At 65.8% G+C, this 25,081-nt stretch carries 26 protein-coding genes, 2 tRNA genes and 2 pseudogenes; 24 read left to right on the top strand and 6 right to left on the bottom strand.

Annotation, left to right across the window (positions count from 1 at the left end):
- Positions 1 to 146 precede the first annotated feature (146 nt).
- From HTZ84_RS02880 to HTZ84_RS23185, 4 genes and pseudogenes are all read left to right on the top strand, one after another.
- Entirely contained in the window at positions 147 to 671 is a 525-nt protein-coding gene (locus tag HTZ84_RS02880; RefSeq protein ID WP_174679307.1) for an archease, read from the top strand.
- 122 nt (positions 672 to 793) lie between these two features.
- Positions 794 to 1,618 (top strand): DoxX family protein, encoded by an 825-nt coding sequence (locus HTZ84_RS02885; protein ID WP_254611801.1) that lies wholly within the window; start codon positions 794 to 796, stop codon positions 1,616 to 1,618.
- 116 nt (positions 1,619 to 1,734) lie between these two features.
- Complete coding sequence (locus HTZ84_RS02890) at positions 1,735 to 3,195, top strand: RtcB family protein (RefSeq protein ID WP_174679308.1); 1,461 nt, start codon at positions 1,735 to 1,737, stop codon at positions 3,193 to 3,195.
- A gap of 275 nt (positions 3,196 to 3,470) precedes the next feature.
- Positions 3,471 to 4,722: pseudogene (locus HTZ84_RS23185) on the top strand (RNA-guided endonuclease InsQ/TnpB family protein).
- 119 nt (positions 4,723 to 4,841) lie between these two features.
- Here HTZ84_RS23185 and HTZ84_RS02900 read toward each other — a convergent pair.
- Together HTZ84_RS02900 and HTZ84_RS02905 are read right to left on the bottom strand one after the other, a co-directional pair.
- Entirely contained in the window at positions 4,842 to 5,057 is a 216-nt protein-coding gene (locus HTZ84_RS02900; protein ID WP_174679309.1) for a hypothetical protein, read from the bottom strand.
- A gap of 104 nt (positions 5,058 to 5,161) precedes the next feature.
- Positions 5,162 to 5,824 carry a helix-turn-helix domain-containing protein gene (locus tag HTZ84_RS02905; protein ID WP_174679310.1) on the bottom strand — a complete coding sequence of 221 codons (663 nt, stop codon included), beginning with the start codon at positions 5,822 to 5,824 and terminating at the stop codon, positions 5,162 to 5,164.
- A 147-nt stretch (positions 5,825 to 5,971) separates the two neighbouring features.
- On the opposite strand from HTZ84_RS02905, the gene moaA reads away from it, so the two are divergent.
- On the top strand, positions 5,972 to 6,964 hold the full coding sequence (gene moaA, locus HTZ84_RS02910; RefSeq protein ID WP_174679311.1) for a GTP 3',8-cyclase MoaA: 993 nt from the start codon (positions 5,972 to 5,974) through the stop codon (positions 6,962 to 6,964).
- A gap of 36 nt (positions 6,965 to 7,000) precedes the next feature.
- Here moaA and HTZ84_RS02915 read toward each other — a convergent pair whose 3' ends face one another.
- Positions 7,001 to 8,986, bottom strand: a complete 1,986-nt coding sequence (locus tag HTZ84_RS02915; protein ID WP_174679312.1) for an AMP-dependent synthetase/ligase — start codon at positions 8,984 to 8,986, stop codon at positions 7,001 to 7,003.
- A 215-nt stretch (positions 8,987 to 9,201) separates the two neighbouring features.
- Between HTZ84_RS02915 and HTZ84_RS02920 the strand changes: the two genes are divergently transcribed.
- The 14 genes from HTZ84_RS02920 to HTZ84_RS23000 all read left to right on the top strand — a co-directional run bounded on the left by HTZ84_RS02920 (position 9,202) and on the right by HTZ84_RS23000 (position 15,785).
- A tRNA-Ser gene (locus HTZ84_RS02920) sits at positions 9,202 to 9,284 on the top strand.
- Between the two features lie 95 nt (positions 9,285 to 9,379).
- Positions 9,380 to 9,901 carry a 30S ribosomal protein S13 gene (locus HTZ84_RS02925; RefSeq protein WP_174679313.1) on the top strand — a complete coding sequence of 174 codons (522 nt, stop codon included), beginning with the start codon at positions 9,380 to 9,382 and terminating at the stop codon, positions 9,899 to 9,901.
- A complete protein-coding gene (locus HTZ84_RS02930; RefSeq protein ID WP_174679314.1) occupies positions 9,901 to 10,422 on the top strand; it encodes a 30S ribosomal protein S4 in 522 nt (173 codons plus the stop codon). Before HTZ84_RS02925 ends, HTZ84_RS02930 begins: the two co-directional genes overlap by 1 nt.
- Before the next feature lie 3 nt (positions 10,423 to 10,425).
- The gene (locus HTZ84_RS02935; RefSeq protein ID WP_006182145.1) at positions 10,426 to 10,815 is read left to right on the top strand and encodes a 30S ribosomal protein S11; all 390 of its coding nucleotides are present in this window, start codon (positions 10,426 to 10,428) and stop codon (positions 10,813 to 10,815) included.
- A 4-nt stretch (positions 10,816 to 10,819) separates the two neighbouring features.
- Entirely contained in the window at positions 10,820 to 11,569 is a 750-nt protein-coding gene (locus tag HTZ84_RS02940; protein ID WP_174679315.1) for a DNA-directed RNA polymerase subunit D, read from the top strand.
- A 133-nt stretch (positions 11,570 to 11,702) separates the two neighbouring features.
- Positions 11,703 to 11,787 (top strand) — tRNA-Leu (locus tag HTZ84_RS02945).
- A gap of 155 nt (positions 11,788 to 11,942) precedes the next feature.
- The gene (locus HTZ84_RS02950; RefSeq protein ID WP_008894545.1) at positions 11,943 to 12,296 is read left to right on the top strand and encodes a 50S ribosomal protein L18e; all 354 of its coding nucleotides are present in this window, start codon (positions 11,943 to 11,945) and stop codon (positions 12,294 to 12,296) included.
- Complete coding sequence (locus HTZ84_RS02955; RefSeq protein WP_174679316.1) at positions 12,293 to 12,736, top strand: 50S ribosomal protein L13; 444 nt, start codon at positions 12,293 to 12,295, stop codon at positions 12,734 to 12,736. Before HTZ84_RS02950 ends, HTZ84_RS02955 begins: the two co-directional genes overlap by 4 nt.
- On the top strand, positions 12,730 to 13,128 hold the full coding sequence (locus tag HTZ84_RS02960) for a 30S ribosomal protein S9 (RefSeq protein ID WP_174679317.1): 399 nt from the start codon (positions 12,730 to 12,732) through the stop codon (positions 13,126 to 13,128). The genes HTZ84_RS02955 and HTZ84_RS02960 overlap by 7 nt, the downstream gene beginning before the upstream one ends.
- 12 nt (positions 13,129 to 13,140) lie before the next feature.
- Positions 13,141 to 13,335, top strand: a complete 195-nt coding sequence (locus tag HTZ84_RS02965) for a DNA-directed RNA polymerase subunit N (protein ID WP_008894548.1) — start codon at positions 13,141 to 13,143, stop codon at positions 13,333 to 13,335.
- A gap of 2 nt (positions 13,336 to 13,337) precedes the next feature.
- Positions 13,338 to 13,523, top strand: coding sequence for a DNA-directed RNA polymerase subunit K (locus tag HTZ84_RS02970; protein WP_174679318.1), 186 nt, complete (start codon positions 13,338 to 13,340; stop codon positions 13,521 to 13,523).
- A complete protein-coding gene (eno, locus tag HTZ84_RS02975; RefSeq protein WP_174679319.1) occupies positions 13,520 to 14,725 on the top strand; it encodes a phosphopyruvate hydratase in 1,206 nt (401 codons plus the stop codon). The genes HTZ84_RS02970 and eno overlap by 4 nt, the downstream gene beginning before the upstream one ends.
- Entirely contained in the window at positions 14,722 to 15,528 is an 807-nt protein-coding gene (gene rpsB, locus HTZ84_RS02980; RefSeq protein WP_174679320.1) for a 30S ribosomal protein S2, read from the top strand. Before eno ends, rpsB begins: the two co-directional genes overlap by 4 nt.
- Before the next feature lie 134 nt (positions 15,529 to 15,662).
- Positions 15,663 to 15,785, top strand: coding sequence for a hypothetical protein (locus HTZ84_RS23000; RefSeq protein WP_256402104.1), 123 nt, complete (start codon positions 15,663 to 15,665; stop codon positions 15,783 to 15,785).
- A gap of 58 nt (positions 15,786 to 15,843) precedes the next feature.
- Here HTZ84_RS23000 and HTZ84_RS02985 read toward each other — a convergent pair whose 3' ends face one another.
- The 3 genes from HTZ84_RS02985 to HTZ84_RS02995 all read right to left on the bottom strand — a co-directional run bounded on the left by HTZ84_RS02985 (position 15,844) and on the right by HTZ84_RS02995 (position 19,237).
- Entirely contained in the window at positions 15,844 to 16,794 is a 951-nt protein-coding gene (locus HTZ84_RS02985; RefSeq protein WP_174679321.1) for a glycosyltransferase family 4 protein, read from the bottom strand.
- A 7-nt stretch (positions 16,795 to 16,801) separates the two neighbouring features.
- Positions 16,802 to 17,926, bottom strand: coding sequence for a DUF354 domain-containing protein (locus HTZ84_RS02990; RefSeq protein WP_174679322.1), 1,125 nt, complete (start codon positions 17,924 to 17,926; stop codon positions 16,802 to 16,804).
- A gap of 387 nt (positions 17,927 to 18,313) precedes the next feature.
- Positions 18,314 to 19,237, bottom strand: coding sequence for a thiamine-phosphate synthase family protein (locus tag HTZ84_RS02995; protein WP_174679323.1), 924 nt, complete (start codon positions 19,235 to 19,237; stop codon positions 18,314 to 18,316).
- A gap of 102 nt (positions 19,238 to 19,339) precedes the next feature.
- Between HTZ84_RS02995 and mvk the strand changes: the two genes are divergently transcribed.
- The 5 genes and pseudogenes from mvk (at position 19,340) to idsA3 (ending at position 24,567) form a co-directional block, all read left to right on the top strand.
- A complete protein-coding gene (gene mvk / locus HTZ84_RS03000; RefSeq protein WP_174679324.1) occupies positions 19,340 to 20,326 on the top strand; it encodes a mevalonate kinase in 987 nt (328 codons plus the stop codon).
- Positions 20,323 to 21,069, top strand: coding sequence for an isopentenyl phosphate kinase (locus tag HTZ84_RS03005; protein ID WP_174679325.1), 747 nt, complete (start codon positions 20,323 to 20,325; stop codon positions 21,067 to 21,069). The genes mvk and HTZ84_RS03005 overlap by 4 nt, the downstream gene beginning before the upstream one ends.
- A 63-nt stretch (positions 21,070 to 21,132) precedes the next feature.
- Positions 21,133 to 21,887: pseudogene (locus HTZ84_RS03010) on the top strand (SDR family NAD(P)-dependent oxidoreductase).
- A 276-nt stretch (positions 21,888 to 22,163) separates the two neighbouring features.
- Positions 22,164 to 23,516 carry a ribonuclease J gene (locus tag HTZ84_RS03015; RefSeq protein ID WP_174679326.1) on the top strand — a complete coding sequence of 451 codons (1,353 nt, stop codon included), beginning with the start codon at positions 22,164 to 22,166 and terminating at the stop codon, positions 23,514 to 23,516.
- Between the two features lies 1 nt (position 23,517).
- Entirely contained in the window at positions 23,518 to 24,567 is a 1,050-nt protein-coding gene (gene idsA3 / locus HTZ84_RS03020) for a geranylfarnesyl diphosphate synthase (RefSeq protein ID WP_174679327.1), read from the top strand.
- Positions 24,568 to 25,081 lie beyond the last annotated feature (514 nt).

Raw genomic sequence — 25,081 nt, forward strand, 5'->3', positions numbered from 1 at the left:
TCGCCCGCCTCCGTAGATCGAGTCCGGGCCGAATGGAGTCGCGATTTCTGATAGAACGCGGTCGGCGTCGCAGCGTCCGCCATCCACTCGGCTCGCGATCGAAACCGACGCACATACCACTCCGCCCGCCCAACCCTCGAGAAGCGATGACCAGAGCGCAGGGCGGACGGTTCGAACTCCGGGATCACACGGCCGACGTCGCGGTCGCGGCCAGCGGCGACGCACTCGAGTCGGTCTTCGCGGCGGTCGCCGACGGGCTGGCGGCCGCCTCCTGCGACGAGATTCCCGAAGAATCGGGCGAGCGATTCCCGCTCTCCGTGGCCGCGGAGAGTCGCGAGGCCCTGCTGTTCGACTACCTGGACGAACTGATCTACCTCCGAGACGTCCGCGCGGAACTCCCCGTCGATCACCGCGTCGAGACGATCGCGGGGCCGGGACGCGACGGTGAAGGCGCCGAGAGCGGCGGCGACGATAACGGTGCGTCGGGCGACGAATCCCGAGCCGACGGCTGGACGCTCGAGGCCAGTGCCCGCGGCGTCCCGCTGGCCGCGGTCGACGCCCGGGAGATCAAAGCCGTCACCTACTCCGAGATGCGCCTCGAGCGCCGCGGGGACGAAACTGGGGACGGGGGCGATGAGGGCTGGGAGGCCTACGTCGTCTTCGACGTCTGATCGCTCGACGATCGGCCCCGGACGACCACGGACGGGAGTCGAGGGGGAACCGACCCGGCGACGAGTCTGCCGGGAGACGCATTTTGATCGTGGCAATCGTCGGTTCAGGGAAGGACGTTTCCCTGCGTCGACTCCCGACCGCGCTGTTGGTCAGTCGGGCGGCGCTCGGGGGTTACCTGGTCGTTCGACCCGTACAGCGAGACGTCGCGGCGTTCCGAGCCGTCATGCGGGAGTACACCGCGTACGTGCCCTGGCTGCTGCGGATCTCGATCGGCATCCCGCTGATCGGGGCCGGCTTCGGCGGCTACCTCATCAGTCCCGCGCTCGGCCTCGAGGCGCGACTCCTACAGGTCGCGCTCGGCTTCCTGTTGCTGTTCGGGCTGGCGACGCGGCTCGCCGCCGTGCTCGCGCTCGCCGTCTACCTCGTCGGCCTCGCGATCGACTCGATCCTGCTGTTGCAACTCGAGTTCGTGCCCGGAACGCTGGCGATCGCGCTGCTCGGCGGCGGGCGACCGAGCGGGGATCACGTCCTCCAGCGGGTCGCCGGCACGTCGGGGACGGTCTACGGTCGATTCGACCCGATCTACGACTACGCGCGCGAGTTTCAGACGCGGATCGATCCGTACCGCAGGTTCCTGCCGACGATCGTTCGCGTCGGCCCCGAACTGTGGGTCCTCGGCGCGGGCCTGTCCGAAGTCGGTCTCGGACTCGCGCTGATAATCGGGTTCTTTACGCGGGCGAGCGCGGCGACGGCGATCGGCGTCTTCTCGCTCACGCTCTTCGCGCTGCCCGACGATCCGGTGCTCGCGCACGTCAGCCTCTTCGGACTGGCGTCGGCGTTGCTCATCACCGGGAGCGGCCCCTATGCCGTCGACGGGTGGCTCGAGGGGTACGGGGCCGACGAGGAGGCCGACGCGCCGAATGCGGACGTACCGGATGCGGCGTGACCGTGCGGTCGCACGACGATTTCCGGCGCGGACGATCCGGCGACGACGGTGGGAACGGCTAGCGATGCCGACCGGAGAGACGAACACCTTTCATCGATGGGGACCGATACTCGAGTATGACCACGTTCGACGCCGACGGCATCACGCTCGAGAAAGTGCGTGAGTACGTCTGGGAGATCCCGCAGGAGGGCGACATGCGCGCGCCGGCGCGGGTGCTCGCCAGCGAGGCGCTGCTCGAGGAGATCAAGGAGGACAAGACGCTCGAACAGATCACGAACACGACCCACCTGCCCGGCATCACCAACTACGCGATCTGTATGCCCGACGGTCACCAGGGCTACGGCTTCCCGGTCGGCGGGGTAGGTGCACTCGACGCCGAAAACGGCTGTATTTCGCCGGGCGCGGTCGGCTACGACATCAACTGCGGCGTCCGGATGATGCGGACGAACCTGACCTACGACGAGCTGCAGGGCCGCGAGGAGGAACTCGTCGACTCGCTGTTTACCAATATTCCGTCGGGGCTGGGCGGCGGCGGCGTCGTCGAGGCCGGCGTCGACACCGTCGAGGAGATCCTCGAACGGGGCGTCGACTGGGCCTTAGAGCACGGCCACGCCGTCGAGGAGGACCTGTTGCACTGCGAGGACGAGGGGATGCGCGAGGGCGCCGACGCCGACAAGGTCAGCCAGAAAGCGAAGGACCGCGGGAAGAACCAGATCGGCTCGCTGGGCTCGGGCAACCACTTCCTCGAGGTCCAGCGCGTCACGGACGTCTTCGACGGCGACGTTGGCGAGGCCTACGGGCTCGAGGAGGACCAGATCGTCGTCCTGATTCACTGTGGCTCCCGCGGGCTGGGCCACCAGACGTGTAACGACTACCTGCGCAAGATCGAGAAGCAACACCAGGGGCTGTTGAACCAGTTGCCCGACAAGGAACTCGCGGCCGCGCCCGCGGGCTCGCAACTCGCCGAGGACTACTACGCGGCGATGAACGCGGCGATCAACTTCGCGTGGGTCAACCGCCAGCTGATCATGCACCGCACGCGGCAGGTCTTCGAGCGCGTCTTCGGGCGCTCGTGGGAAGAGATGGACATGCACCTGCTGTACGACGTGGCGCACAACATCGCGAAGAAGGAAATCCATACTGTGGGCGGCGAGGAGCGGGAACTCTACGTCCACCGCAAGGGCGCCACGCGGGCGTTCCCCGCCGGCCACCCCGAAGTGCCGAAAGCGTACCGCGACGTCGGCCAGCCGGTCATCATCCCCGGCAGCATGGGCGCCGGCAGCTACGTCCTTCGCGGCGGCGAGAACTCGATGGACCTCACCTTCGGTTCGACCGCCCACGGCGCGGGCCGGCTGATGAGCCGCACCCAGGCCAAAAGCGAGTACTGGGGCGGCGACGTCCAGCAGGAACTCGAGGAACAGGATCAGATCTACGTCAAGGCTCAGTCGGGCGCGACGGTCGCCGAGGAGGCCCCGGGCGTCTACAAGGACGTCGACGAGGTCGTCCGCGTCTCCGACGAACTCGGCATCGGCGACAAGGTCGCGCGGACGTTCCCCGTGTGTAACATCAAGGGGTGACAGCGTTCACGGTTCGCCTTACCCTCGAGATGGACAGGAGAACCGCGGTCGAATAAATCCCTGTCCTCTCATAATAATCAGAACCTTCGACGAATACACGGCTCATCGGCCAGAATATCGGGTTCAGCGAACAGACTTCACACAGTACAGCGCAGAAACCCACGACTGGAGCCGTCGGAAGAAGCCATCACTTGGGAACCCGACCATGCATCTAGACGCAGTATTTCTCTACTGGAATTAAATAGTTTAAATAATATTATTCTCGTATTTGATTTGTGGCGGTCGTAAGGAACATCCAGATCAAACTTGACGTCGCAGAGGACGACCACTCCGTCCTCGATGAGGCGTTCGAACAATTCCGCTACGCTGCGCAGCACGTAGCAGACTACGGCTGGTCTGACGATCCAACCCAGATAATCGACAGTAAGAGCAAACTCAACGACACGACGTACGCCGGCGTGCGCGCGGAAACGGACCTCACCGCAAACCACGTCCAAGCTGCTCGCAGTCTCGCCGCGAACGCACTCGGCAATTGTAAAGATCGTATCCTCGAAGACGGTAAGAAAGCGAGCAAACCAAACTTCCGCGGTAGCGTCGTCGTCTACGACGCTCGTACGATAACGTACAACGACGACCACTGTACGTTGTCCACTGTGGATGGGCGCATCATCGCGGACTATGTTCTTCCAGACGAATCGTGTGGACGCCATTTGCGAAATACTGGGAGAACGATGACTGGAAACGAGGGGAGGCTACGCTTCACAAGCGCGATGGGACGTACTACTTGCACGTCTCGATGAAAAAGGAACGCGACGAAGAGGCGTCTGCGACCGAGTACGGAACGGTGCTCGGCGTAGACCTGAACGTTGACGGCTACCTCGCCGTCACCTCAACAGGGGCGTTCCTCGGCAACGCTGACTATCTCAATCACAAGCGTGCGAGTACGAACGGCGTCGCGGGAGCTTGCAGCAGACAGGTACTCGGAGCGCCCACTTGACACTGCTGTCGATCGGGAATCGCTTCTCGAATTGGAGCGGAGACTACCTGCATCGTGTCGCTCTTGGACTGGTTCTCGAAGCGCGGCGACACGATTGTGACGCGATAGCGTTCGAGAACCTAAAACACATCCGTAAGCGCATTTCGAACGGGAGCAAATTCCAGCAATGGGCGTTTAAGGAGCTCCAAGACCTCGTCGAGTACAAGGCCGGAGAATATGGCATTCCTGTGGACACTGTGAAGCCGCAGTACACGTCACAGCGGTGCAGTCACTCGGAATGCGGGTTCACACACGAAGATAACCGTACCGGTGACGAGTTCGAGTGTCTGAAGTGTGGTAAAGAACTGCACGCGGATTATAACGCGGCGCGGAACATAGCGTGGCGGCTTGTCCAGCACTGGCTCAAGTCTGGTGCTGGACGGGCGAATTGTCAGGTCGCCCTGAAGTCAGGGATGTTGAATGCGAACGGCGAGTATTCGTCTACCACGTCTTGTGGTCAGAGCGGGAGTCCACTGACAAGCCCACTTTAGCGGTGGGTACCTGACTTCGATAACGGTGTGAAGGGGTTCCCTGTCAGAGAAGGACCACCGAATGGAAGCGGTACTCGCGAACAAGACGCCTCTAGGCCGTCCGTTGGGTCGATACCGCGTTACTTCAGTCGATACGGGTTGTCGTCGTCTCCGTCGCCCTCTTCGTCGTCGTTCTCGTAGGGCTTCCGAGCCGTGATCGTCACCGTCGCTTCGGGGTCGTCCTCGTCGGCCCACGGGCTGTCGTAGGCCGAGATCTCGAGGTCGGTCACGTCCCATCCCTCCTCCTCGATGAGTTCGACCAGCCGACGCTGGTCCTCGAGCATGTCCTCGTCCATACGTCCCCGTTTGTCAGTGGGCCGGGTAGTTCTTCCGCCGAGGTGTCACCATCGAGGTCGATCGAGCGGTATCGGCCGCGAGGTCCCGACCTGTAGACCGCAACCTACTCGTCCCCGCTGCCGACCTCGATAGCTTCCTCGACCAGCGTCAGATGGGCCCGTCGGAGCCGCTCCGAGAGCGCCTGGTGGGAGACGTCGAGTTCGTCCGACAGCGCGTCCATGTCCACCGCGCGCGGAATCTCGTAGTAGCCGTGCTCGAGGGCGGCGACCAGCGTCTCGTACTGGGCGTCGGTCAGTCCGTACCGACCCCGACGGTCGTCCTCCAGCCGGTGGATCTTCCGAACCTCGATCGTCAGCCCCTGCTCGGTCGCGAAGTCGTAGGTGCGCGAGAGCGACTCGCGTTCGGGAACGAGCACTCGGAACCGCCACTGCCGACCCTCGACGCTGGCGTCCATGACCGTCGCCCGCTCCTCGGTCAGCAGGTGAAGGATGACGGTGACGTCGTCGACCCAGTGCATCCGATAGAGTCGCTCGTCGTCGAGGTCCGTCAACCGTTCCGCCGCCTCGACGGTCGGGTCGTCCGCGAGCGCGTCCTCGAGTCCGTCGAAGGCGGCCTCGTCGTCGGCGAACCAGACGTAGGGCATCACGTGGTCGGGATCGTAGGCGACGACGCGCTCGATTTCGACGTCGAGGTCGTCCGTGGCCTCGAGCGTCTCCCGGAGCGCGAACTCCCGGGCCGGAACAGTCAACTCTGCGATAGTACTCATGGTCGTCTCCACCACGGCCACCGGCATGAGTGACCGACCCGAACGAGATCGTTCGGCCCCTCATCGCCCGATAACGAAACCGAAAACGGTTACGGAGGTGTGGAAATACCCGGCGTGCTTAAGCGGATCCGCCTGCAACTCGATAGCATGCTCACCGACGACTTCGGGCGGGAGGTAACTGGGGTTCGGGTCTCCCTCACCGATCGGTGTAACTTCGATTGCGTCTACTGTCACAACGAGGGGCTGGGTGACACCCGCGGGCCGATGGATCCCCAGGACGACGAGATGTCGACCGACGACGTCGTCGCATTTCTGGAGGTCGCCGCCGAGTTCGACGTCGACGCGGTCAAGTTCACCGGCGGCGAGCCGATGCTCCGCCAGGACCTAGAAGAGATCATCGAACGCACCCCCGATCAGATGGAGGTCTCGCTGACGACCAACGGCACGTTCCTTCCGGGCCGCGCCGAGAGCCTCGTCGACGCCGGACTCGAGCGGGTCAACGTCTCCCAGGACGCGCTGGATCCGCAGGACTTCGCCGAGATCACGAAAAGCGGCGCCTACGAGAAGGTCCTCGAGGGGGTCGAGGCCGCGCTGGACGCGGGACTCGATCCGGTGAAACTCAACATGGTTGTCTTCGAACACACCGCGGGCTACGTGCCCGAGATGGTCGACCACGTCGCGGAAAACGACGGGCTCCAACTGCAGTTGATCGAATACATGCCCGAACTGACGGGCAAGCCCGAGTGGAACGTCGACATTCAGCGGGTCCACGACTGGCTGGCCGAGCAGGCCGACGAGATCGAACACCGGGAGATGCACGACCGCAAGCGCTACTGGGTCGGGGGAACCGCGGACGACGACGGCGGGATGGTCGAGATCGTCGACCCCGTCGAGAACCCCACCTTCTGCGCGAACTGCCACCGCGTGCGGGTCACCCACGAGGGCTACCTGAAGGGCTGTTTGAACCGCAACGACGACCTCAAGTCGATGGGCGAGATGTCCAAACCCGAGATCCGCGAGGCGTTCCGCGAGGTCGTCGCAAATCGGGTGCCCTACTACGGCGAGTACATGATCCAGAACGGCGACGGCGAGTGGGAACTCAACGACGAGTATCTCGAGGTCGAGCCGCCGGCGGACTGATCGCTACTCAAGCCGATCGACTGCGACCGGAATCGCTCAGTCCGAACCCACGTCGGCCGCGTGGTCGCCGGCGTAGATGTCTTCGACGAGGTGCGCGTAGCGCTCGGCGATCTTCGAGCGGCGCTTCTTCATCGTCGGCGTCACGAGGTCGTTCTCCTCGGTGAAGCCCTCGGGGACCAGTCGGAACTCCTTGATCGTCTCGTAGGACTCGAAGCCCTCGTTGACGTCGTCGACGGCCGCCTGGACTCGCTCGAGCACCCACTCGTTCTCGACGAGGGCCTCGATCTCCTCGGGAAGGGAAACGCCCTCGCTCGCGGCGCGACTCCGGAGTTCGTCGACGGTGGGAACCAGCAGGGCGCCGACGAACTTCTCGCCGTCGCCGACCACCATCGCCTGCTCGACGACGTCGATCGAGGCGAAGGCGTCCTCGAGCGGGCCCGGCGCGACGTTCTTTCCCGTCGAGAGCACGAGCAGTTGTTTCGTGCGCTCGCGGAACTCGAGGTAGCCGTCGGGCCGTTCGTGGACGATGTCGCCGGTTCGGAGCCATCCCGCCTCGGTGAACGCGCGGTCCGTCGCGCCGGGCTTCTCCCAGTAGCCCTCGGTGACGTTCGGGCCTTTGACGAGGAGTTCTCCAACCGTCCCCTCGTCGTCGAAGTCCTCGTCCCTGACGACCGAGGTGTCGAGTTTCGTCTCGACGTCCGACAGCGAGGGACCGACGGTTCCGACGCGCGGATCGCTCGGCGGGTTCGTCGCGATGACCGGCGACGTCTCGGTCATCCCGTAGCCCTCCAAGATGGGCAGTCCCATCGCGTGGAAGAGACGACAGAGGTCCGGAGAGAGGCTCCCGCCGCCGCTGACGAGGAACTCGACGTTGCCGCCCAGCTTCTCGCGGATCGTCGCGAAGACGAGTTCGTCGGCCTGCTGGAGTTCGGTCTCGAGTTCCTCGTCGGGGTCGTCGGCCGCGTTGTACCGGCGCGCGACGTCGAACGCCCACTCGAGGGCTTCCTTCGTGTCCTCGTCTCGGGCCGCGTTCTCGCGGATCCCGTCGTAGAGCTTCTCGTAGACCCGCGGGACGGCCGTCGTGCTGGTGGCGCCGACCGCGCCGAGATCCTCGGCGAAGGTCTCGGGGCTCTCGCCGTAGGCGATGCAGGCCCCGGCCGCGAACAGCATGAAGTGGCCCGCCGTCCGCTCGAAGACGTGGGCCAGCGGCAGAACGGAGAGCGCCCGCGACTCGGGCGTGATCGAGGGGTCGTCTTCGTCCTTGTCGTCGCGCGGGCCGTACCGCCGGTAGAGCTGGGTGACGTTCGATCGGAGGTTCCGGTGGGTCAGTTTCACGCCCTTCGGTTTGCCCGTCGTGCCGCTGGTGTAGATCAGACTCGCCAGGTCGTCGACGTCCCGGGTCGCGAGCCACGACTCGTACTTACTGCGGTCGAACCCCTCGTCGCCGCGCCGGTAGAGATCGCCGAGCGTGATCACGTCCTCGCGGTCCGCGTACGCGTCGTTCTCGAGGGCGTCGAAGACGACGTAGAACTCGAGGTCGAGTTCGTCCTCGACCGCGAGGACGCGCTCGAGGAGGGTCTCGTTCTCGACGACGACGCCCGAAGCGTCGGGATCGTCGAGGAGGTACCGGATCTGGTTCGGCGAGGAACTCTTGTAGACGGTGGTCACGACGCCGCCGGCGGCGAGGATCCCGAAGTCGGAGAGGGCCCACTCCATGCGCGTGTCCGCGAAGATTCCAACGCGTTCGCCGTCGGCGATCCCGAGGTCGCGGAAGCCGGCCGCGATCCGGCGGACGAGGCCGGCCATGTCGTCGTACGTGATCGACGCGTACTCGCCCTCCGGCGCGGGCTCGAGGGGCGCGGCGTCACTGTCTCCGGCGAGCGACCGATCGTAGATCCCGCCCTTGTACTGCTGCGCGGCAGTGTCGCCGTTTCGCTCGGCGCTCCGTTCGAACATCTCGGCCAGCGTCTCGAGTTCCAGTACGGGATGGTCGAACGCGGCCTCGGCCTCGGACAAACTCATGAACGGTTGCTAGTTTCTGTCCAGACACTATAAATGATGAGAAAATAACTCGAGGGCGTGATCGCCGGCCCGCGGGGCGACGAAGACGGGGTGGGACTCGATACCGGGGCCGGGGCCTTTCGTTGCGCTTAAGTACCCGTCGCCGGTAGGTTCGGGTGCGATACGTGTAGGGGAGCCGGTCCCCGAGTCCGGAAGGGCGACGATAGAGACACGGTGTTGTGGTAGCCAAGCGGCCCAAGGCGCATGGTTGCTAACCATGTGGCGTCAAGCCTCCGGGGTTCGAATCCCCGCCACAACGTCGGATACGCTGGCGACTCCTCGTCAGTAGCATTCCCTGGCGTTCTTTCGCCAGTCGTTTGAACCGCGCGCACACCAGACACAGATACACGACACATGAGTGAGGAAGCACCTCAAGAACAAGAGGACGACGAAGACCTCCAGTACTTCGTCCGCATCGGGCAGACGGACCTCGATGGGACGAAGACTGTCGAGCGTTCGCTGTCGGAGCTGAACGGTGTCGGTCGACGGACCGCCCGACTCATCGCCGACGAAGCGGACGTCGATCGAACGGCCACGTTCGGTCGACTCGATGACGACGTCATCGACGAGGTCGTCGAAACCGTAGAGAACTACGCCGAGGAAGTGCCGGACTGGCTCAACAACCGCCAGTCGGACTTCTACACCGGCGAAACGACCCACGAGATCGGGAACGATCTCCAGCTGACCCGTCAGCACGACATCAACCGGATGAAGATGATCGACTCCTACAAGGGCGTCCGCCACAAGCGCGGACAGAAGGTTCGCGGTCAGCGAACCAAGTCCACCGGCCGAACGGAGGGCACCATCGGAGTCAACGTCGAAGAGATCCGCGAAGAACAGGCCGAAGAGGCCGCCGACGAGGACGAGGGTGAATAATGCCACTCGGCACTGACACCAAACAATACGAGACGCCGAACCACCCATACCAGGGCGAACGCATCGCCTCCGAGCACTCGCTGGTCGACCGCTACGGGCTCTCGAACAAAGAAGAGCTCTGGCGCGCCCAGTCCGAGCTTCGCTCCTACCGGCGCGAGGCCCGCGAACTCCTCGGTCAGGCCCAGGACGACGAGACCGTCCAGCGCCGCTCCGACGAGTTCCTCGGTCGACTCAAGCGCGTCGGCATTCTCGACGAGAGCGACGAACTCGGCGACATCCTGTCGCTCGAGATCGAGGATATCCTCGAGCGTCGCCTCCAGACGGTCGTCTACCGGAACGGGCTGGCCAACACGACCCAGCAGGCCCGACAGTACATCACCCACGGGCACATCGTGATCGGCGACCAGCGCCACCGGGTTCCGTCGTACGTCGTCGACGTCGACGAGGAGGACCTCGTCGCGTTCGACGAGAACAGTCCCCTCGCGGACGAACTCCACCCCGAACGAGCGGAGGGTCAGTAAACCATGAGCCAGGACGACGAAAAGTGGGGCATCGCCCACGTGCACGCATCGTTCAACAACACCGTCATGACCGTGACCGACCTCACGGGCGCGGAGACGATCGCCAAGTCCTCCGGCGGGACGGCGGTCAAGCAGAACCGCGACGAGGCGTCGCCGTACGCGGCCATGCAGATGGCCGAGTCCGTCGCCGAGGAGGTCAAGGCAGCCGGCATCACGGGTCTGCACGTTCGCGTGCGCGGCCCCGGCGGCAACCTCCAGAAGTCCCCCGGACCGGGCGCGCAGGCGACGATTCGCGCGCTCGCCCGCTCCGGTATCGAGATCGGTCGCATCGAAGACGTCACGCCGATCCCGCACGACGGATCGCGCGCACCGAAGGGTAAGGGCGGCTACTAGATCCATGACTGAAGAGTACGACGTCGAGTTCGTCGAACGCGGGGAACGCGAGGCGCGGTTCCTCGTTCGGGGCGTGACCCCCGGGTTCGCCAACGGTATCCGGCGAGCGATGCTCGCCGACGTGCCGACGATGGCGATCGACACCGTCCGGTTCGTCGAGAACTCGTCGGTCATGTTCGACGAGCAGCTCGCGCTCCGGCTCGGGCTCGTTCCGCTGACGACGCCGCCGGAAGGCGAGTTCGGCGAGGACGAGACCGTCACGCTCTCGATCGACGTCGAAGGGCCGGCCACGGCCTACTCGGGCGATCTCGTCTCGAACGACGAGCTCGTCCAACCGGCCGACGAGAACGTCCCGATCATCGACCTCAAAGACGACCAGCGCCTCGAGGCCGAGGCCGACGCCGTCGTCGATTACGGGAAAGACCACGCCAAACATCAGGGCGGCGTGGCCGTCGGCTACCGACACCTCCAGCAGGTGGAGGTCGTCGGTGACCTTCCCGAGTTCGAGGAAGAAGAGTCCCGAATCGTTCGGGGCGTCATCGAGGACGACGGCGAACTCGTTCCCACGAGCGAGTTCGACCACGACCTCTCGAACCGGTATCCGGGGAAGGAGGTCGAGGTCGAGGACGTGCCCAACGCCTTCGTCTTCCACGTGGAGACGGACGGCTCCTTCAGCGTCGAAGAACTGGTCACGCGAGCCGCCGACTCGATCGAGTCCCGAGCGACCGAACTCGAAGACGCAGTACAGCTATAGCAACAGATGTTCCGCCCCAATTCCCGACACCGAGAGCCCGCGTTCGCCGGCGCCGTTAGCAACGAGACCGGCGCGGGCTCGTCCGATGGAATCGAAAGGGGTTTGAAGGGGCGGCGGATACACAGAAGTGCGAGCAGGGATAGCCAAGTCAGGCCAACGGCGCAGCGTTCAGGGCGCTGTCTCGTAGGAGTCCGCAGGTTCAAATCCTGCTCCCTGCATCCACTTCTCACTCGTCGAACGTCTACGACCGAACAGCCGACCGTCCGTACCGGACGCCGAGCTGTGCGCGTTCGGGCCGTTCGACACGACAGCGATTCCACGACCGACGAGACGGTTCCTCGTCCCGTCGGTTCCGTATCTTTGGAGGAAACCAATGAGTAGCAAAACTAATCCGAGGCTCAACGATCTCATCGCCGAGCTGAAGTCGACGTCCCGCGAGACGGACGCCGACGTCTGGCGAGATGTCGCGGATCGACTCGAGAAGCCCCGGCGCACCCACGCAGAGGTGAACCTGGGCCGCATCGAGCGATACGCACGCGAAGAAGAGACCGTCGTCGTTCCCGGCAAAGTGCTGGGCTCCGGCGCACTACAGAAATCGGTTACCGTCGCGGCCGTCGACTTCAGTTCCTCGGCCGAGACGAAGATCGAACAGGTCGGCGAATCAGTACCGCTCGAGCAGGCGCTCGAAGCAAACCCCGATGGATCTAACGTCCGGGTGATTCGATGAGTATCGCGGAATTCGACGCAGACGTCGTCGTCGACGCCCGAGACTGCATCCTCGGTCGCGTCGCCAGCGAAGTCGCACAGCGCGCACTCGACGGCGAGAGCATCGCCGTCGTCAACGCCGAGGACGCGATCATCACCGGCGACAAGGAGGACGTCTTCGGCACCTACCGCAAGCGACTGCAGCTGCAGTCCGACAGCGGTCCCTACTACCCGAAGCGGCCGGACACGATCTTCAAGCGCTCCGTTCGCGGCATGCTGCCGTACAAGAAGCCCCGCGGCCGCGAGGCGCTCGACAGCATCCGTGTCTACGTCGGCAACCCCTACGAGGGCGACCAGGAAGCGGAAGTGCTCGAGGGGACGTCGCTGGACCGGCTTTCGAACATCCGCTTCGTCCAGCTGGGCGAAGTCTCCGAACAGTTAGGTGCTAACGTCACATGGTAACGAACACGAGTGGAAAGAAAAAGACCGCCGTCGCCCGCGCGACCGTTCGCGAGGGCGAGGGTCGCGTCCGAATCAACTCCAAGCCAGTCGAACTGGTCGAACCGGAGATGTCCCGGCTCAAGATGCTCGAGCCGTTCCGCATCGCCGGCGATGACCTGCGCAGCGAGATGGACATCGACATCCGCGTCGAAGGCGGCGGCATTAGCGGACAGGCAGACGCCGTCCGCACCGCCATCGCACGCGGCATCGTCCAGCACACCAACGACGCCGAACTCCGCGACGCCTACATGGAGTTCGATCGGTCGCTGCTGGTCAACGACGTTCGCCAGTCCGAACCGAAGAAATGGGGCGGCCCGGGCGCTCGGGCGCGCTACCAGAAGTCCTACCGCTAAGGTGATTCAAGCATGATGGTACCGGTCCGGTGTTTCACCTGTGGCAACGTCGTCGCCGAACACTGGGAGGAGTTCGACGAACGAGCGAACGAGGGCGACGAGGATCCCGAGAAGGTCCTCGACGAACTCGGCGTCGAGCGCTACTGCTGTCGGCGCATGCTCGTCAGTCACCGCGACCTCGTCGACGTCGTCTCCCCGTACCAGTAACAATGCAACAACAACAGCACAACCGCTACGAGAAAGCACGCATCCTCGGCGCTCGAGCGCTGCAGATCTCCTACGGCGCGCCGGTGCTGGTCGACACCGACCAGTCGGAGCCGATCCTCATCGCCGCCGAAGAGTACGACGCCGAGGCGCTTCCGTTCACCGTCAAACGGGGGTACGACCGAAAATGACGCTCATCACTGACGTTCGCCTGCGTCGGATCCTCGACTCGCGGGGCAATCCGACCGTCGAGGCCGACGTGGTGACCGAAAGCGGCGGGTTCGGCCGCGCCGCGGCGCCGAGCGGTGCCAGCACCGGCGAGTACGAGGCCGTCGAGCGACCGCCGAGCGAGGCGATCGCCGCGGCCCGCGAGGACGCCGTCCCGCGACTCGTCGGTGAAGCCTACGCGGGGAACCAGCGCGAGGTCGACGCCGCACTGCACGCCGCCGACGGGACCGACGACTTCTCGGAGATCGGCGCCAACAGCGCGGTCGCCATCTCGATGGCCGCCGCGAAGGCCGGTGCCGACGTGCTCGGCGCGCCGCTGTTCCAGCACTTAGGCGGCGCGTTCCGCGGCCAGAACTTCCCGATCCCGCTCGGTAACGTCGTCGGCGGCGGCGAACACGCCGCCGACGCGACCGACATTCAGGAGTTCCTCGTTGCGCCCGTCGGCGCACCCAGCGTCGAGGACGCCGTCTTCGCCAACGCCACCGTTCACAGCACCGTCGCCGACCTGCTCGAGGAACGCGACGTTCCCTGCGGCAAGGGCGACGAAGGGGCGTGGGCGCCGTCGATCGACGACAGCGAGGCCTTCGAGATCGTCGACGAAGCGGTCTCGATCGTCCAGGACGAGGTCGGCTTCAACATCGGCTTCGGACTGGACGTCGCCGGCGCGGAGCTGTACGACGGCGACGCCGGTACCTACGAGTACAGCGACCGGAGCCGCGACACCGACGAGCAGATCGAGTACATCGCGGAGCTCGTCCGCGAGTACGATCTGGTCTACGTCGAGGACCCCCTCGACGAGGACGACTACGACGCCTTCGCCGACCTCACCGACGAGGTCGGCGACCAGACGCTGATCTGCGGCGACGACCTGTTCGTCACGAACACGGATCGACTCGTCGAGGGCATCGACCGCGGTGCGGCCAACAGCATCCTGATCAAGCCGAACCAGATCGGGACGCTGACCGACGCCTTCGACGCGATCGAACTCGCGGCCCAGAACGGCTACGATCCGGTCATCTCCCACCGCTCGGGCGAGACCGAGGACACGACGATCGCACACCTCGCCGTCGCGACCGACGCACCCTTCATCAAGACGGGCGCCGTCGGCGGCGAGCGAACCGCCAAACTCAACGAGCTCATCAGAATCGCAGACGACGCGACATGACAGACAACGACGCAACCCAAGAAGGGCTCGACGCCGCCGAGGAGGAAATCGACGAGGAGCCGGCCGAGGGGCCGGGTCCCGCCGCCGAGGAGGACGTCGAGCCTGTAGACGAACAATCCGCCGACGCCGAGGCCGCGGAGGCCGACGCCGACGCCGAACCAGCTACCGAGGAGGAAGAAGACGCCGGACCCTCCCTCGACGACGACGTTATGAGCGACGAGGAGGCCGACCTCCTCATCCCCGTCGAGGACTACCTGGGCGCCGGTGTCCACATCGGGACCCAGCAGAAGACCTCGGACATGGAGCGGTTCATCCACCGCGTCCGGACCGACGGTCTCTACGTGCTCGACGTCTCGAAGACCGACGGCCGCATCCGCACGGCCGCGGACTTCCTCGCCAACTACGACCCCGAGCAGATCCTGGTCACCTCGAGTCGCCAGTACGGTCGGTTCCCGGCGGAGAAGTTCGCCGAGGCCGTGGGCGCTCGCGCCCGCACCGGTCGCTTCATCCCGGGCACGCTGACCAACCCCAAGTACGACGGCTACATCGAGCCGGACGTGCTGGTCGTCACCGACCCGATCGGCGACGCCCAGGCCGTCAAGGAGGCCATCACGGTCGGCATCCCGGTCATCGCGATGTGTGACTCGAACAACCAGGTCAGCAACGTCGACCTGGTCGTTCCGACGAACAACAAGGGTCGCAAGGCCCTCTCGGTCGTCTACTGGCTGCTCGCCAACGAAGTCCTCGATCGACGCGGCGCCGAGCCGTCCTACTCGCTCGACGACTTCGAAAGCGGCGTCTAATCCGTTCGAACCGATACTGATCGTTTTCGCTCTCGCTTTACCGTCTCGCCGAGCGGCCGCGCCGTCCGCGTCGCGGGCTCGAGTCACACCTGCTGAGCAAAGGAGTTACATGAGCACCCGCACAACGGGCGACTATGATCGATTCGCTGTTTCACTTCGAGGAGGACGTCATCCCGCTGCCGGTCGTGCTGGCCGCGGCGGCACTGATCGCGATTTTCGCCGTCGGCATCCCGTACCGCGCCTTCGTCGGCTTCTGACTCGGTCGAGACGGTTCGACCGAGGCGAGCAGCGGCGTGAGTCGTCGCCGACCGTTCGTTACGCCTCGCTTTCGAGACAGCGCTGGTAAACGGCGCGCAGTCGGTCCCCCATCTCGTCGACGGTGTACTCGGTGACGTGCGCTCGCCCGTCCGATCGGCGATCGCCCGCGAGCACGTCGGCCAGTCGCGACTGGAGTGCGTCGTCGTCGGCGACGACGTGGGAGTCGGAGACGGGTTCGAGCACCTCGCGGGCGAAGCCGACGTCGCGCGAGACGACCGGAACGTTACAGGCCGCGGCCTCCTTGATCGTCATCGGTCCGCTCTCGTAGCGCGAGGTGATCAGGACGGCGTCGGCGGCGTTCAGGTAGTAGGGCACCTCCTCGTAGGGCTGGTTGGCGACGGTTCGCAACCGTACGTCGTCGGGGAGTCCGTCCACGACCCGTGCGGCCAGCGGATAGTTCTTCTCCTCGCGCGAGGGGGCGTAGGGGAAGAGGACGATCCGCTCGTCGGTCTCCCAGCCGACGCGCTCGCGCGCTTCGTCCCGCGGAACGGGTCGGAACCGCTCGGTGTCGACCGGGAACGGGACGTTGTGACAGGGTCGATCGACGCGATCGGCCATCGCGTTCGAGGGAACGACGACGCGATCGGCGCGCGCGGTGAACCACCTGATGACGTCGGCGTACGGGTTGTCGCGATACTCGCCGCCCCAGAGCGTACAGACGACCGGGAGGTCGGTCCCCGGCAGCGCCGACGCCGCGACGGCGAACGGGAACGTGAGTCCGTAGTTGGCGTGGACGAGGTCGTAGTCCTCGCGCGCCGCTCGGAGTACCTGCGGGAGGTAGCGGGCGTAATCGAGCGGCGTCCGCCGCTGGACGTCGTCCTCGCGGGCCCGGTGTTCGCTGGGGACCGGCAGCGTCGTCACCTCGACGCCGGCGCGCTCGAGGGCCGTCATCTGGCTTTGATAGAAGCTGCGCCAGTCGGTCGTGGTGAGACTCAGGACGCGGATCATGGTGGCGTTACTGAGGGACCGGCTCGCCGCGTTCGTCCGCGTCGGACTCCGACTCGCGCTCCGCCTGCGCGGGCGCCCCCGGCGTCGGTTCGTCGACGTCCGCGAGGAGCCGGCTGAGCACGTACGCGGTGACGTCGATCTTCTCCTCGAGCATCGCCTCGCGTCGGTCCGCCCAGGTTTCGTCGGCGGTCGGGTCGTTGACGATCCGCTCGAGGGTCTCGATCGCGTCGGCCTCGCTGCTCGTGTGGAACGACCGGACGAGGCCGTACGCCTCGAGTTCGTCGAACTTGCCCATGTCGTCCGCGCCCGCGAACGGGCTGATCCGAACGGTCGGCGTGCCGAGGAGGCCGGCCTCGAGGGTGGTCGTCGCGACCTCGCCGACGACGACGTCGGCGAACGCGAGCAGGTGGTGAAACGCCGCCGGCGGCACGGGAAGCGGTTCGGTGTCCTCCGGCAGCGGGCCGTCGCCCTCGTCGGAGACGAACACTCGTCCGTCGTCGGCGAGGACGTCGACGATCCGGCGACGCGCCGAGGGAGAGATCCCCTCCTTCCCGACGTCGTGGTTGCCGTTCCACGCGCCGAACCGGATGACGGCGTACCGCTCGTCGGGATCGACGTCGTTGCGTCGCAGGACCGACGGGTCCGGCTCGAACCGATCCGGATGGAGGTACGCGAGTTCGTGGTAGCCGGGATAGGTGACGTGACCGTCGCCGTAGCCCTCGCGGAAGTTGTCCGGGGTGTAGAGCACGTCCGCGAACGGGAGGGTGAGTCGGTTGCCGCCGTTGATCGCCGTCTCGGTGTCGATGTAGACGTGGCTCTCCGCGCCGACCAGTTTGGCGACGTGCGTCGCGGCGATCCCGTGGCTCGAGACGATGTAGTCCGGATCGATCGCCCGCGCCCGGCGGAGGAGCCGGTACTCGTAGCGCAACTGCGTCAGTCCCAGTCCGAGCCAGCCGTCGGGTTCCCCACAGAGCAGTTCGTGATCGATGTCGTAGGCGTCGAGGAGTTTCCCCGTAACCCCCTTCTCGCGGCCGAACACGTGGACGTCGTGACCCGCGGTCTCGAGGTCGCGGACGACGTGCTTGAAGAGGTGAACGTTCGCCGCGTGCTGGATAGTGATAATAATATCCATCTGTCTCGTGATCGAGGCGACTCATGTCGGTCATATTATTATAGTATTCATAGCCGAGTGATATTATCCCTCCCGGATTTCACCGGTGAAACGGTCGCTCGCGAGCGAAATGACGGGGAGAAATAGTTTCGCGGATAATAAGTGTCTCGAGGCGCCGTCGCGACCGAGGCGATTCCCACCGGCCGAATTCTCACCCACGCCTTAGCGGAGTGACATTCGCGCGTCCGGGTTTCGCCGACGAAACGGTCGCTCGCGAGCGAAACGACGGCGTCGAAACAGTTGCACGCATACCAAGCTTGCCGAGACGCCGTCGAGGGTATCGGCCGGAATTCGATCGGAGTCTCGCGGGCGACTCCCGACCCACCCGCGGCGTCGGTTACTGTGCCGTCAGGCCGACGCCTCCGCAAGTAGGTCGCTGACCAGGTCGGCCGCGTCGACGGCCGTTTCGCCGAAGACGTAGGTGATCGGCTCGATCCCGAACGCCCCGCGGTGGTAGGCCACCCGCGGAACGCTCCCGCGCTCGGCGAACCGGTCGCGGAGGTGTTCGCCCCGATCCTCGTAGTCGGCGTCGAACTCGAGGGGGTCGAACCCGAGCGCGCGGGCGGCCTCGAGGAGCGCGTCGTCGGTCGCGACGTTGACCGCGCCGCGAACCGCGGGGTCGACCGAGCGGGCGGCGAGGATCGCAGTCGCGACGTGTTTCGAGGCGCCGAACTCCGGGTTGGCGGGGATTTCGATTCGGCGACCGATCTCGTAGATCCGGCCGGGGACGGCGGCCACGTCGGTCTCGTCGTGCGCGTCGGGGAGGGCCATCCCGACGTTGGTCCCCACGTTCGGGACGGCCGCGGCCATCTCCGGGATCGAGGCGAGGGTTCTGGCGGCCGTCCTGACGTTCGCGAGGACGTCGCGTTCGGCGCGGACGTCGGGATCGAGGCCGCGGACGCAGAGATCACAGCCGAGCCCCCGTAGCGCGGGCATCTCTTCCTCGTGGAGTTCACAGATCGGGCCGCGATCCTCTAAGTCACGGATCAGCGCCAGGAGTTCGGCCAGCGCGTCGTAGCCGTCCATCTCGCCGCCGGCGAGGCCGTCGGCGATGCGGTCGACGGTGGCGACGGTCTCGGGGTGGTCGCGAAAGCGGTCGTCGCCGCCGCTTTCGCCGCTGACGTACTTGCTGACGGCGGCCTGCGTGACGCCGAGTTTCGTTGCGATCTCCTGTTGGGTCATGCCGCGTTCGGCGAGGCGAGTCGCCAGCATCGCCCGCACGGTGGGGAGAAAGCGGTCGACGACGAGTTCGCTCGGCAGGACGAGAGACATATACGACCGCGTTGCGGCGACACCCGCTTAAATCCGACTCCTCCGGGACCCCGGGGCCGCGAGAAGAGTAGCTATTAACCGTCGTCGGACGAACGGCGGGATATGGCAGTCTCGAGCGCTCCCGGGAAGGTGTACTTGTTCGGGGAGCACGCGGTGGTTTACGGCGAGCCCGCGGTCCCGTGTGCGATCGAGTTACGGGCGCGGGTCGACGTCGAGCAACGGGCGGACAGCAAACTCCGGGTTCACGCCGAGGACCTGAGCCTGGACGGCTTCACGGTCGAGTACGCCGGCGAGCCCGAGGGGCGGCCCGACGTCGACGTCTCGGAGTCGCTGCTCAACGCCGCGATGGGCTACGTCGACAGCGCGATCGAGCAGGTCCGGTCGGTTACCGGCGAGGACGACGTCGGCTTCGACGTCACCATCGAGAGCGACATCCCGCTGGGCGCGGGGCTGGGCTCCTCGGCGGCGGTCGCCGTCGCCGCCATCGACGCCGGCACCCGCGAACTCGGCACGACCCTCGAGATCGACGATCTGGCCGAACGCGCCTACCGAACGGAACACGAGGTCCAGGGCGGACAGGCCTCCCGCGCCGACACGTTCTGCTCGGCCACGGGCGGTGCCGTCCGCGTCGAGGGCGACGACTGCCGCTCGCTCGAGGCGCCGGAGCTCCCGATCGTGATCGGCTTCGACGGCGGTGCGGGCGACACGGGCGAACTCGTCGCGGGCGTCCGCGGCCTCCGCGAGGAGTACGACTTCGCGGCCGACACGGTCGAAGCCATCGGCGATATCGTCCGGCGCGGCGAGGACGCCCTCGCCGCGGGCGATATCGAGGAACTCGGTCGGCTGATGGACTTCAACCACGGACTCCTCTCGGCGCTCGGCGTCTCCTCCCGAACGCTCGACTCGATGGTCTGGGCGGCCCGCGACGCCGGTGCCATGGGCGCGAAGCTGACGGGGGCCGGCGGCGGCGGCTGCATCGTCTCGCTGGACGACACCAACGAGACCGAGACGGCGCTGTCGTACACGCCCGGCTGCGAGGACGCCTTCCGCGCCGAACTCGCCGAAACGGGGGTGGCCCGACTCGAATGATCGTCCTGAAACTCGGCGGCAGCGTCATCACCGACAAGGACCGTCCCGAGACGCTCGACGGCGAGGCCCTCGAGCGGGCCGCCGACGCGGTCGCCGCGGCGCTCGAGGGCGGCGTCGAGGACCTCGTGATCGTCCACGGCGGCGGCAGCTTCGGCCACCACAACGCCAGCGAGCACGGCGTCACGACCGCCGAGGGAACCCGCGACGCCGGCGCCGCCCTCGACATCCACGGGGCGATGACGACCCTGAACCGGTTCGTCCTGAGCCGACTGCTCGAGCGCGGCGTCGAGGCGGTGCCGGTCCACCCGTTCTCGGCGGGCCACCGAGACGTCGAGGGCGACCTCGAGTTGCCGACCGGGCAGGTCGCGACGCTGCTCGCGGAGGGGTTCGTCCCCGTGCTCCACGGCGATCTGGTCGCCCACGCGGGTGCGGGCGCGACCGTCGTCAGCGGCGACGAACTCGTGACGGCGCTGGCCCGCGACCTCGAGGCCGACCGGATCGGCCTCTGCTCGACGGTGCCGGGCGTGTTGGACGACGACGATGCGGTGATCGACCGCATCGCGGCCTACGAGGACGTCGCCGGCGTGCTGGGCGAGAGCGCGGCGACCGACGTCACCGGCGGCATGGCCGCGAAGGTACAGGCGTTGCTGACCCTCGAGGCCGAGGCCTCGATCTTCGGCCTCGAGGACCTCGAGGCGTTCCTCGCCGGCGACGAGCCGGGGACGACGATCGACTCGTCGTAGTCGGCGACCGACAGCGCACACGACTGGCTCCGTTTTTTCTCCCTCTTCGTGTCGTCTTCCGGTATGGGTTCGTTCGACCAGACGACCGCACTGATCACCGGCGGCGGATCGGGAATCGGACGGGAGACGGCCCTCGAGTTCGCGCGGCGCGGAGCGCGCGTCGTCGTCGCGGATCTGGACGTCGACGGCGGCGAGGAGACGGTCGCGACGATCGAGGGCGACGGCGGCGACGCGATCTTCGTCGAGACGGACGTGACCGATCCGGAATCGGCGCAAGCGATGGTCGATACCGCCGTCGAGGAGTACGGACGCCTCGACTGCGCGTTCAACAACGCTGGAATCGGCGGCGAGCGGGCCACCGTCGACGAGTATCCCGCCGAGCGCTGGCACGACGTCGTCGACGTCAACCTGAACGGCGTGTTCAACTGCATGAAAGCCGAGATCGCCCGGATGCAGGCACAGGACGCGGGCGGCGCGATCGTGAACAACGCTTCGGTTCTCGGGAAGGTCGGGTTCGAAACTTCCTCGGCGTACGCCGCTGCCAAACACGGCGTTCTCGGACTCACGAAAAGCGCCGCCCTCGAGAACGGCGAAACCGGCGTTCGGATCAACAGCGTCTGCCCCGGCTTCATCGAGACGCCGCTCCTCGAGGCGGACGTGGCCGTGGAGGAGCGCGACCAGATCGCGGGATGCACGCGATGAATCGACTCGGGACGCCCGAAGAGGTCGCGAACGCCGCGGCGTGGCTGTGTAGCGACGAGGCGTCGTTCGTCACCGGGGAGGCGTTCGGCGTCGACGGCGGTTATCTCAGTCGATAGGGCCGAGACCGCCGCGTTCGCCGTTTTTGAGGGAGCGCTCGAGCGGGATGCCCAACCCACTGCGTTTTTAACACCCCGGCGTGTAGTGGCCACTAGCGAAACCCGCGGGCAAGTGCGCTCGGGGTCGACGGTGTGACACCTCGACCGATCGGAGGCGATTGCCTCCCCGTGCGCATAGCGGGATGGCCGACGCGCTGTAAGACGCCGGGGCCGCACAACCGGGAGTCCGCGGACCGTTTCGATGAGAGTCGATCGCGGCTTTCAGTACAACGAACTATGGAAATCGAAATCGCAACAATCGGCGGCTACGAGGAAGTCGGACGGCAGATGACTGCCGTTCGCGCCGGAGACGACGTCGTCATCTTCGACATGGGTCTGAACCTCTCGCAGGTCCTGATCCACGACAACGTCGAAACCGAGCGGATGCACAGCTTAGACCTGATCGACATGGGAGCGATCCCCGACGACCGAGTGATGTCGGATCTCGAGGGCGACGTGAAAGCGATCGTCCCGACTCACGGTCACTTAGACCACATCGGCGCCATCTCGAAGCTGGCCCACCGATACAACGCGCCGGTCGTCGCCACGCCCTTCACGATCGAACTGGTCAAACAGCAGATCGAGGGCGAGCAGAAGTTCGGCGTCGAGAACGACCTCGTGAAGATGGACGCCGGCGAGACGATGTCGATCGGCGACTCCGGCAAGGTCGAACTCGAGTTCGTCAACGTCACCCACTCGATCATCGACGCGATCAACCCCGTCCTCCACACGCCCGAAGGCGCGGTCGTCTACGGGCTCGACAAACGGATGGACCACACGCCCGTCATCGGCGACCCGATCGACATGGAGCGATTCCGCGAGATCGGCCGCGAAGGCAACGGCGTGCTGTGTTACATCGAGGACTGTACCAACGCCAACAAGAAGGGCCGCACGCCCTCGGAGAAGGTCGCCCGGGAGCACCTCCGGGACGTCCTCTACAGCATCGAGGACTACGACGGCGGCATCGTCGCCACCACCTTCTCGAGTCACATCTCGCGGGTGACGTCGCTGGTCGAGTTCGCCAAGGACATCGGCCGCCAGCCCGTCCTGCTCGGCCGTTCGATGGAGAAGTACTCCGGCACGGCGGAACGACTCGACTTCGTCGACTTCCCCGACGACCTCGGGATGTTCGGCCACCGCAAGTCCGTCGACCGCACCTTCAAGCGGATCATGAACGAGGGCAAGGAGAACTACCTGCCCATCGTCACCGGCCACCAGGGCGAGCCCCGCGCGATGCTCACCCGAATGGCTCGCGGCGAGACGCCCTACGAGCTGGACGACGGCGACAAGGTCGTCTTCTCGGCCCGGGTCATTCCGGAGCCGACCAACGAGGGCCAGCGCTACCAGGCCGAGAAGCTGCTCGGTATGCAGGGCGCCCGCGTCTACGACGACATCCACGTCTCGGGCCACCTCAATCAGGAGGGCCACTACGAGATGCTCGACGCGCTCCAGCCCCAGCACATCATCCCCGCTCACCAGGACATGAGCGGCTACTCCAGCTACGTCAACCTCTGTGAGAGCGAGGGGTACCAGCTCGGCCGTGACCTCCACGTCACGCGCAACGGCAACCTCATCCAACTCGTCGACTGATATGACCAGTCCCGAGGCACGAGAGGAGGCGGTGCTCGAGGCCGTCCGCGAGCGCCGCGAGCGGGTCAACGAGGCCATCCCGGAGGAGCTACCGATCCAGCGTCCCGAACGGCTCTACGAGGCGTCGCGCTACCTACTCGACGCCGGCGGCAAGCGACTGCGTCCGACCGTCCTGCTGACGGCGGCCGAATCGCTGCTGGACGTCGAGCCCCTGGGCACCGACTACCGCGAGTTCCCGACGCTAAACGGGAACCGCATCGACATCATGGACGCGGCGGTCAGCGTCGAAGTCATCCAGTCGTTTACCCTCATCCACGACGACATCATGGACGACGACGACCTCCGCCGCGGCGTCCCCGCCGTCCACGAGGAGTACGATCTCGAGACCGCCATTCTGGCGGGCGACACGCTCTACTCGAAGGCGTTCGAGATCATGCTCGAGACCGGCGCGAAACCCGACCGGTCGGTCGAAGCGCTCAACGTGCTCGCGACGACCTGTACCAAGATCTGCGAGGGCCAGTCCCTGGACGTCACCTTCGAGGAACGCGCGGACGTCTCGCCCGACGAGTACCTCGAGATGGTCGAGCAGAAGACCGCGGTGTTGTACGCCGCCTCGGCGTGTCTCCCCGCGATCTTGCTGGGGGCCGACGAGGAGACGGTCGACGCCCTCTACGGCTACGGGCTCGACATCGGCCGGGCGTTCCAGATCCAGGACGACGTCCTCGACCTGACGGTCCCGAGCGAGAAGCTCGGTAAACAGCGGGGCAGCGACCTCGTCGAGAACAAACAGACGCTGATCACGGTCCACGCCCGCGATCAGGGCGTCGACGTCGACAATCTCGTCGACACGAACGACGTCGAGGCCGTCACCGAAGCCGAGATCGACGACGCCGTCGCCCAACTCGAGGCCTCGGGCTCGATCGAGTACGCCAACACCACGGCTCAGGACCTCGTCGCCCAGGGCAAGGAGCGACTCGAGGTCCTGCCGGACAACGAGGCCCGCGAGTTGCTTCGGGACATCGCGGACTACCTGATCGAACGCGGCTACTGAGTCTTCGGTAGCGTCGTTCGGTCGCCGCTTTTCGGCGCTATTTTTCGGTCGTGTGAGTGGTTCGCTCGAGTAGTGGTGGGACTTCGGTTCGGACGCGGGACCGCAGGGGTCGAGAACGGATCGTTACGGCCCGATGCATCTATCTGCGGTGGCACGTGCTGTCGACCCGCCGAACGTGAGTGAGGTGGGTCGACGACAGTGCGTGAGGGACGAGCGAGCGACTACAGGAGTGAGCGAGTCGGCTGGGGAGGACGTGGAATCACTGGTGCCACGATACAGCATACGAAATCTGAACCGTGGTCTAAAGAACCATCAATGAAAATAGACTTCTGATACCGTGGCAACGGGGAGTTGCCACCCCCTCCCCAGCCGATTCACTCCCGTTGGTCGCTCATCCCTCGCACGAATTTGCTGCCCGGCCTCGCTTTCGCTCGGCCGGTCGACAGCGCGCGCCACCGCATGCCAGACGACTGGTCCGTCGTCGGAACGAATCGAGCGTCGACGTCGCCGCTTC

The organism is Haloterrigena gelatinilytica, assembly GCF_013342145.1.
Taxonomy (GTDB): Archaea; Halobacteriota; Halobacteria; order Halobacteriales; family Natrialbaceae; genus Haloterrigena; species Haloterrigena gelatinilytica.

Coding starts and splice junctions, on each gene's coding strand:
- HTZ84_RS03005 (WP_174679325.1), top strand. CDS start 20,323: ATGATCGTCCTGAAACTCGGCGGCAGCGTCATCACCGACAAGGACCGT.
- moaA (WP_174679311.1), top strand. CDS start 5,972: ATGCTCACCGACGACTTCGGGCGGGAGGTAACTGGGGTTCGGGTCTCC.
- HTZ84_RS02950 (WP_008894545.1), top strand. CDS start 11,943: ATGAGTAGCAAAACTAATCCGAGGCTCAACGATCTCATCGCCGAGCTG.
- HTZ84_RS02935 (WP_006182145.1), top strand. CDS start 10,426: ATGAGCCAGGACGACGAAAAGTGGGGCATCGCCCACGTGCACGCATCG.
- HTZ84_RS02940 (WP_174679315.1), top strand. CDS start 10,820: ATGACTGAAGAGTACGACGTCGAGTTCGTCGAACGCGGGGAACGCGAG.
- HTZ84_RS02970 (WP_174679318.1), top strand. CDS start 13,338: ATGCAACAACAACAGCACAACCGCTACGAGAAAGCACGCATCCTCGGC.
- HTZ84_RS02905 (WP_174679310.1), bottom strand. CDS start 5,824: ATGAGTACTATCGCAGAGTTGACTGTTCCGGCCCGGGAGTTCGCGCTC.
- HTZ84_RS02915 (WP_174679312.1), bottom strand. CDS start 8,986: ATGAGTTTGTCCGAGGCCGAGGCCGCGTTCGACCATCCCGTACTGGAA.
- HTZ84_RS02990 (WP_174679322.1), bottom strand. CDS start 17,926: ATGGATATTATTATCACTATCCAGCACGCGGCGAACGTTCACCTCTTC.
- HTZ84_RS02880 (WP_174679307.1), top strand. CDS start 147: ATGACCAGAGCGCAGGGCGGACGGTTCGAACTCCGGGATCACACGGCC.
- HTZ84_RS02925 (WP_174679313.1), top strand. CDS start 9,380: ATGAGTGAGGAAGCACCTCAAGAACAAGAGGACGACGAAGACCTCCAG.
- HTZ84_RS02900 (WP_174679309.1), bottom strand. CDS start 5,057: ATGGACGAGGACATGCTCGAGGACCAGCGTCGGCTGGTCGAACTCATC.
- HTZ84_RS02930 (WP_174679314.1), top strand. CDS start 9,901: ATGCCACTCGGCACTGACACCAAACAATACGAGACGCCGAACCACCCA.
- eno (WP_174679319.1), top strand. CDS start 13,520: ATGACGCTCATCACTGACGTTCGCCTGCGTCGGATCCTCGACTCGCGG.
- HTZ84_RS02965 (WP_008894548.1), top strand. CDS start 13,141: ATGATGGTACCGGTCCGGTGTTTCACCTGTGGCAACGTCGTCGCCGAA.
- idsA3 (WP_174679327.1), top strand. CDS start 23,518: ATGACCAGTCCCGAGGCACGAGAGGAGGCGGTGCTCGAGGCCGTCCGC.
- HTZ84_RS02955 (WP_174679316.1), top strand. CDS start 12,293: ATGAGTATCGCGGAATTCGACGCAGACGTCGTCGTCGACGCCCGAGAC.
- HTZ84_RS23000 (WP_256402104.1), top strand. CDS start 15,663: ATGATCGATTCGCTGTTTCACTTCGAGGAGGACGTCATCCCGCTGCCG.
- HTZ84_RS02960 (WP_174679317.1), top strand. CDS start 12,730: ATGGTAACGAACACGAGTGGAAAGAAAAAGACCGCCGTCGCCCGCGCG.
- mvk (WP_174679324.1), top strand. CDS start 19,340: ATGGCAGTCTCGAGCGCTCCCGGGAAGGTGTACTTGTTCGGGGAGCAC.
- HTZ84_RS02985 (WP_174679321.1), bottom strand. CDS start 16,794: ATGATCCGCGTCCTGAGTCTCACCACGACCGACTGGCGCAGCTTCTAT.
- HTZ84_RS03015 (WP_174679326.1), top strand. CDS start 22,164: ATGGAAATCGAAATCGCAACAATCGGCGGCTACGAGGAAGTCGGACGG.
- rpsB (WP_174679320.1), top strand. CDS start 14,722: ATGACAGACAACGACGCAACCCAAGAAGGGCTCGACGCCGCCGAGGAG.
- HTZ84_RS02995 (WP_174679323.1), bottom strand. CDS start 19,237: ATGTCTCTCGTCCTGCCGAGCGAACTCGTCGTCGACCGCTTTCTCCCC.
- HTZ84_RS02890 (WP_174679308.1), top strand. CDS start 1,735: ATGACCACGTTCGACGCCGACGGCATCACGCTCGAGAAAGTGCGTGAG.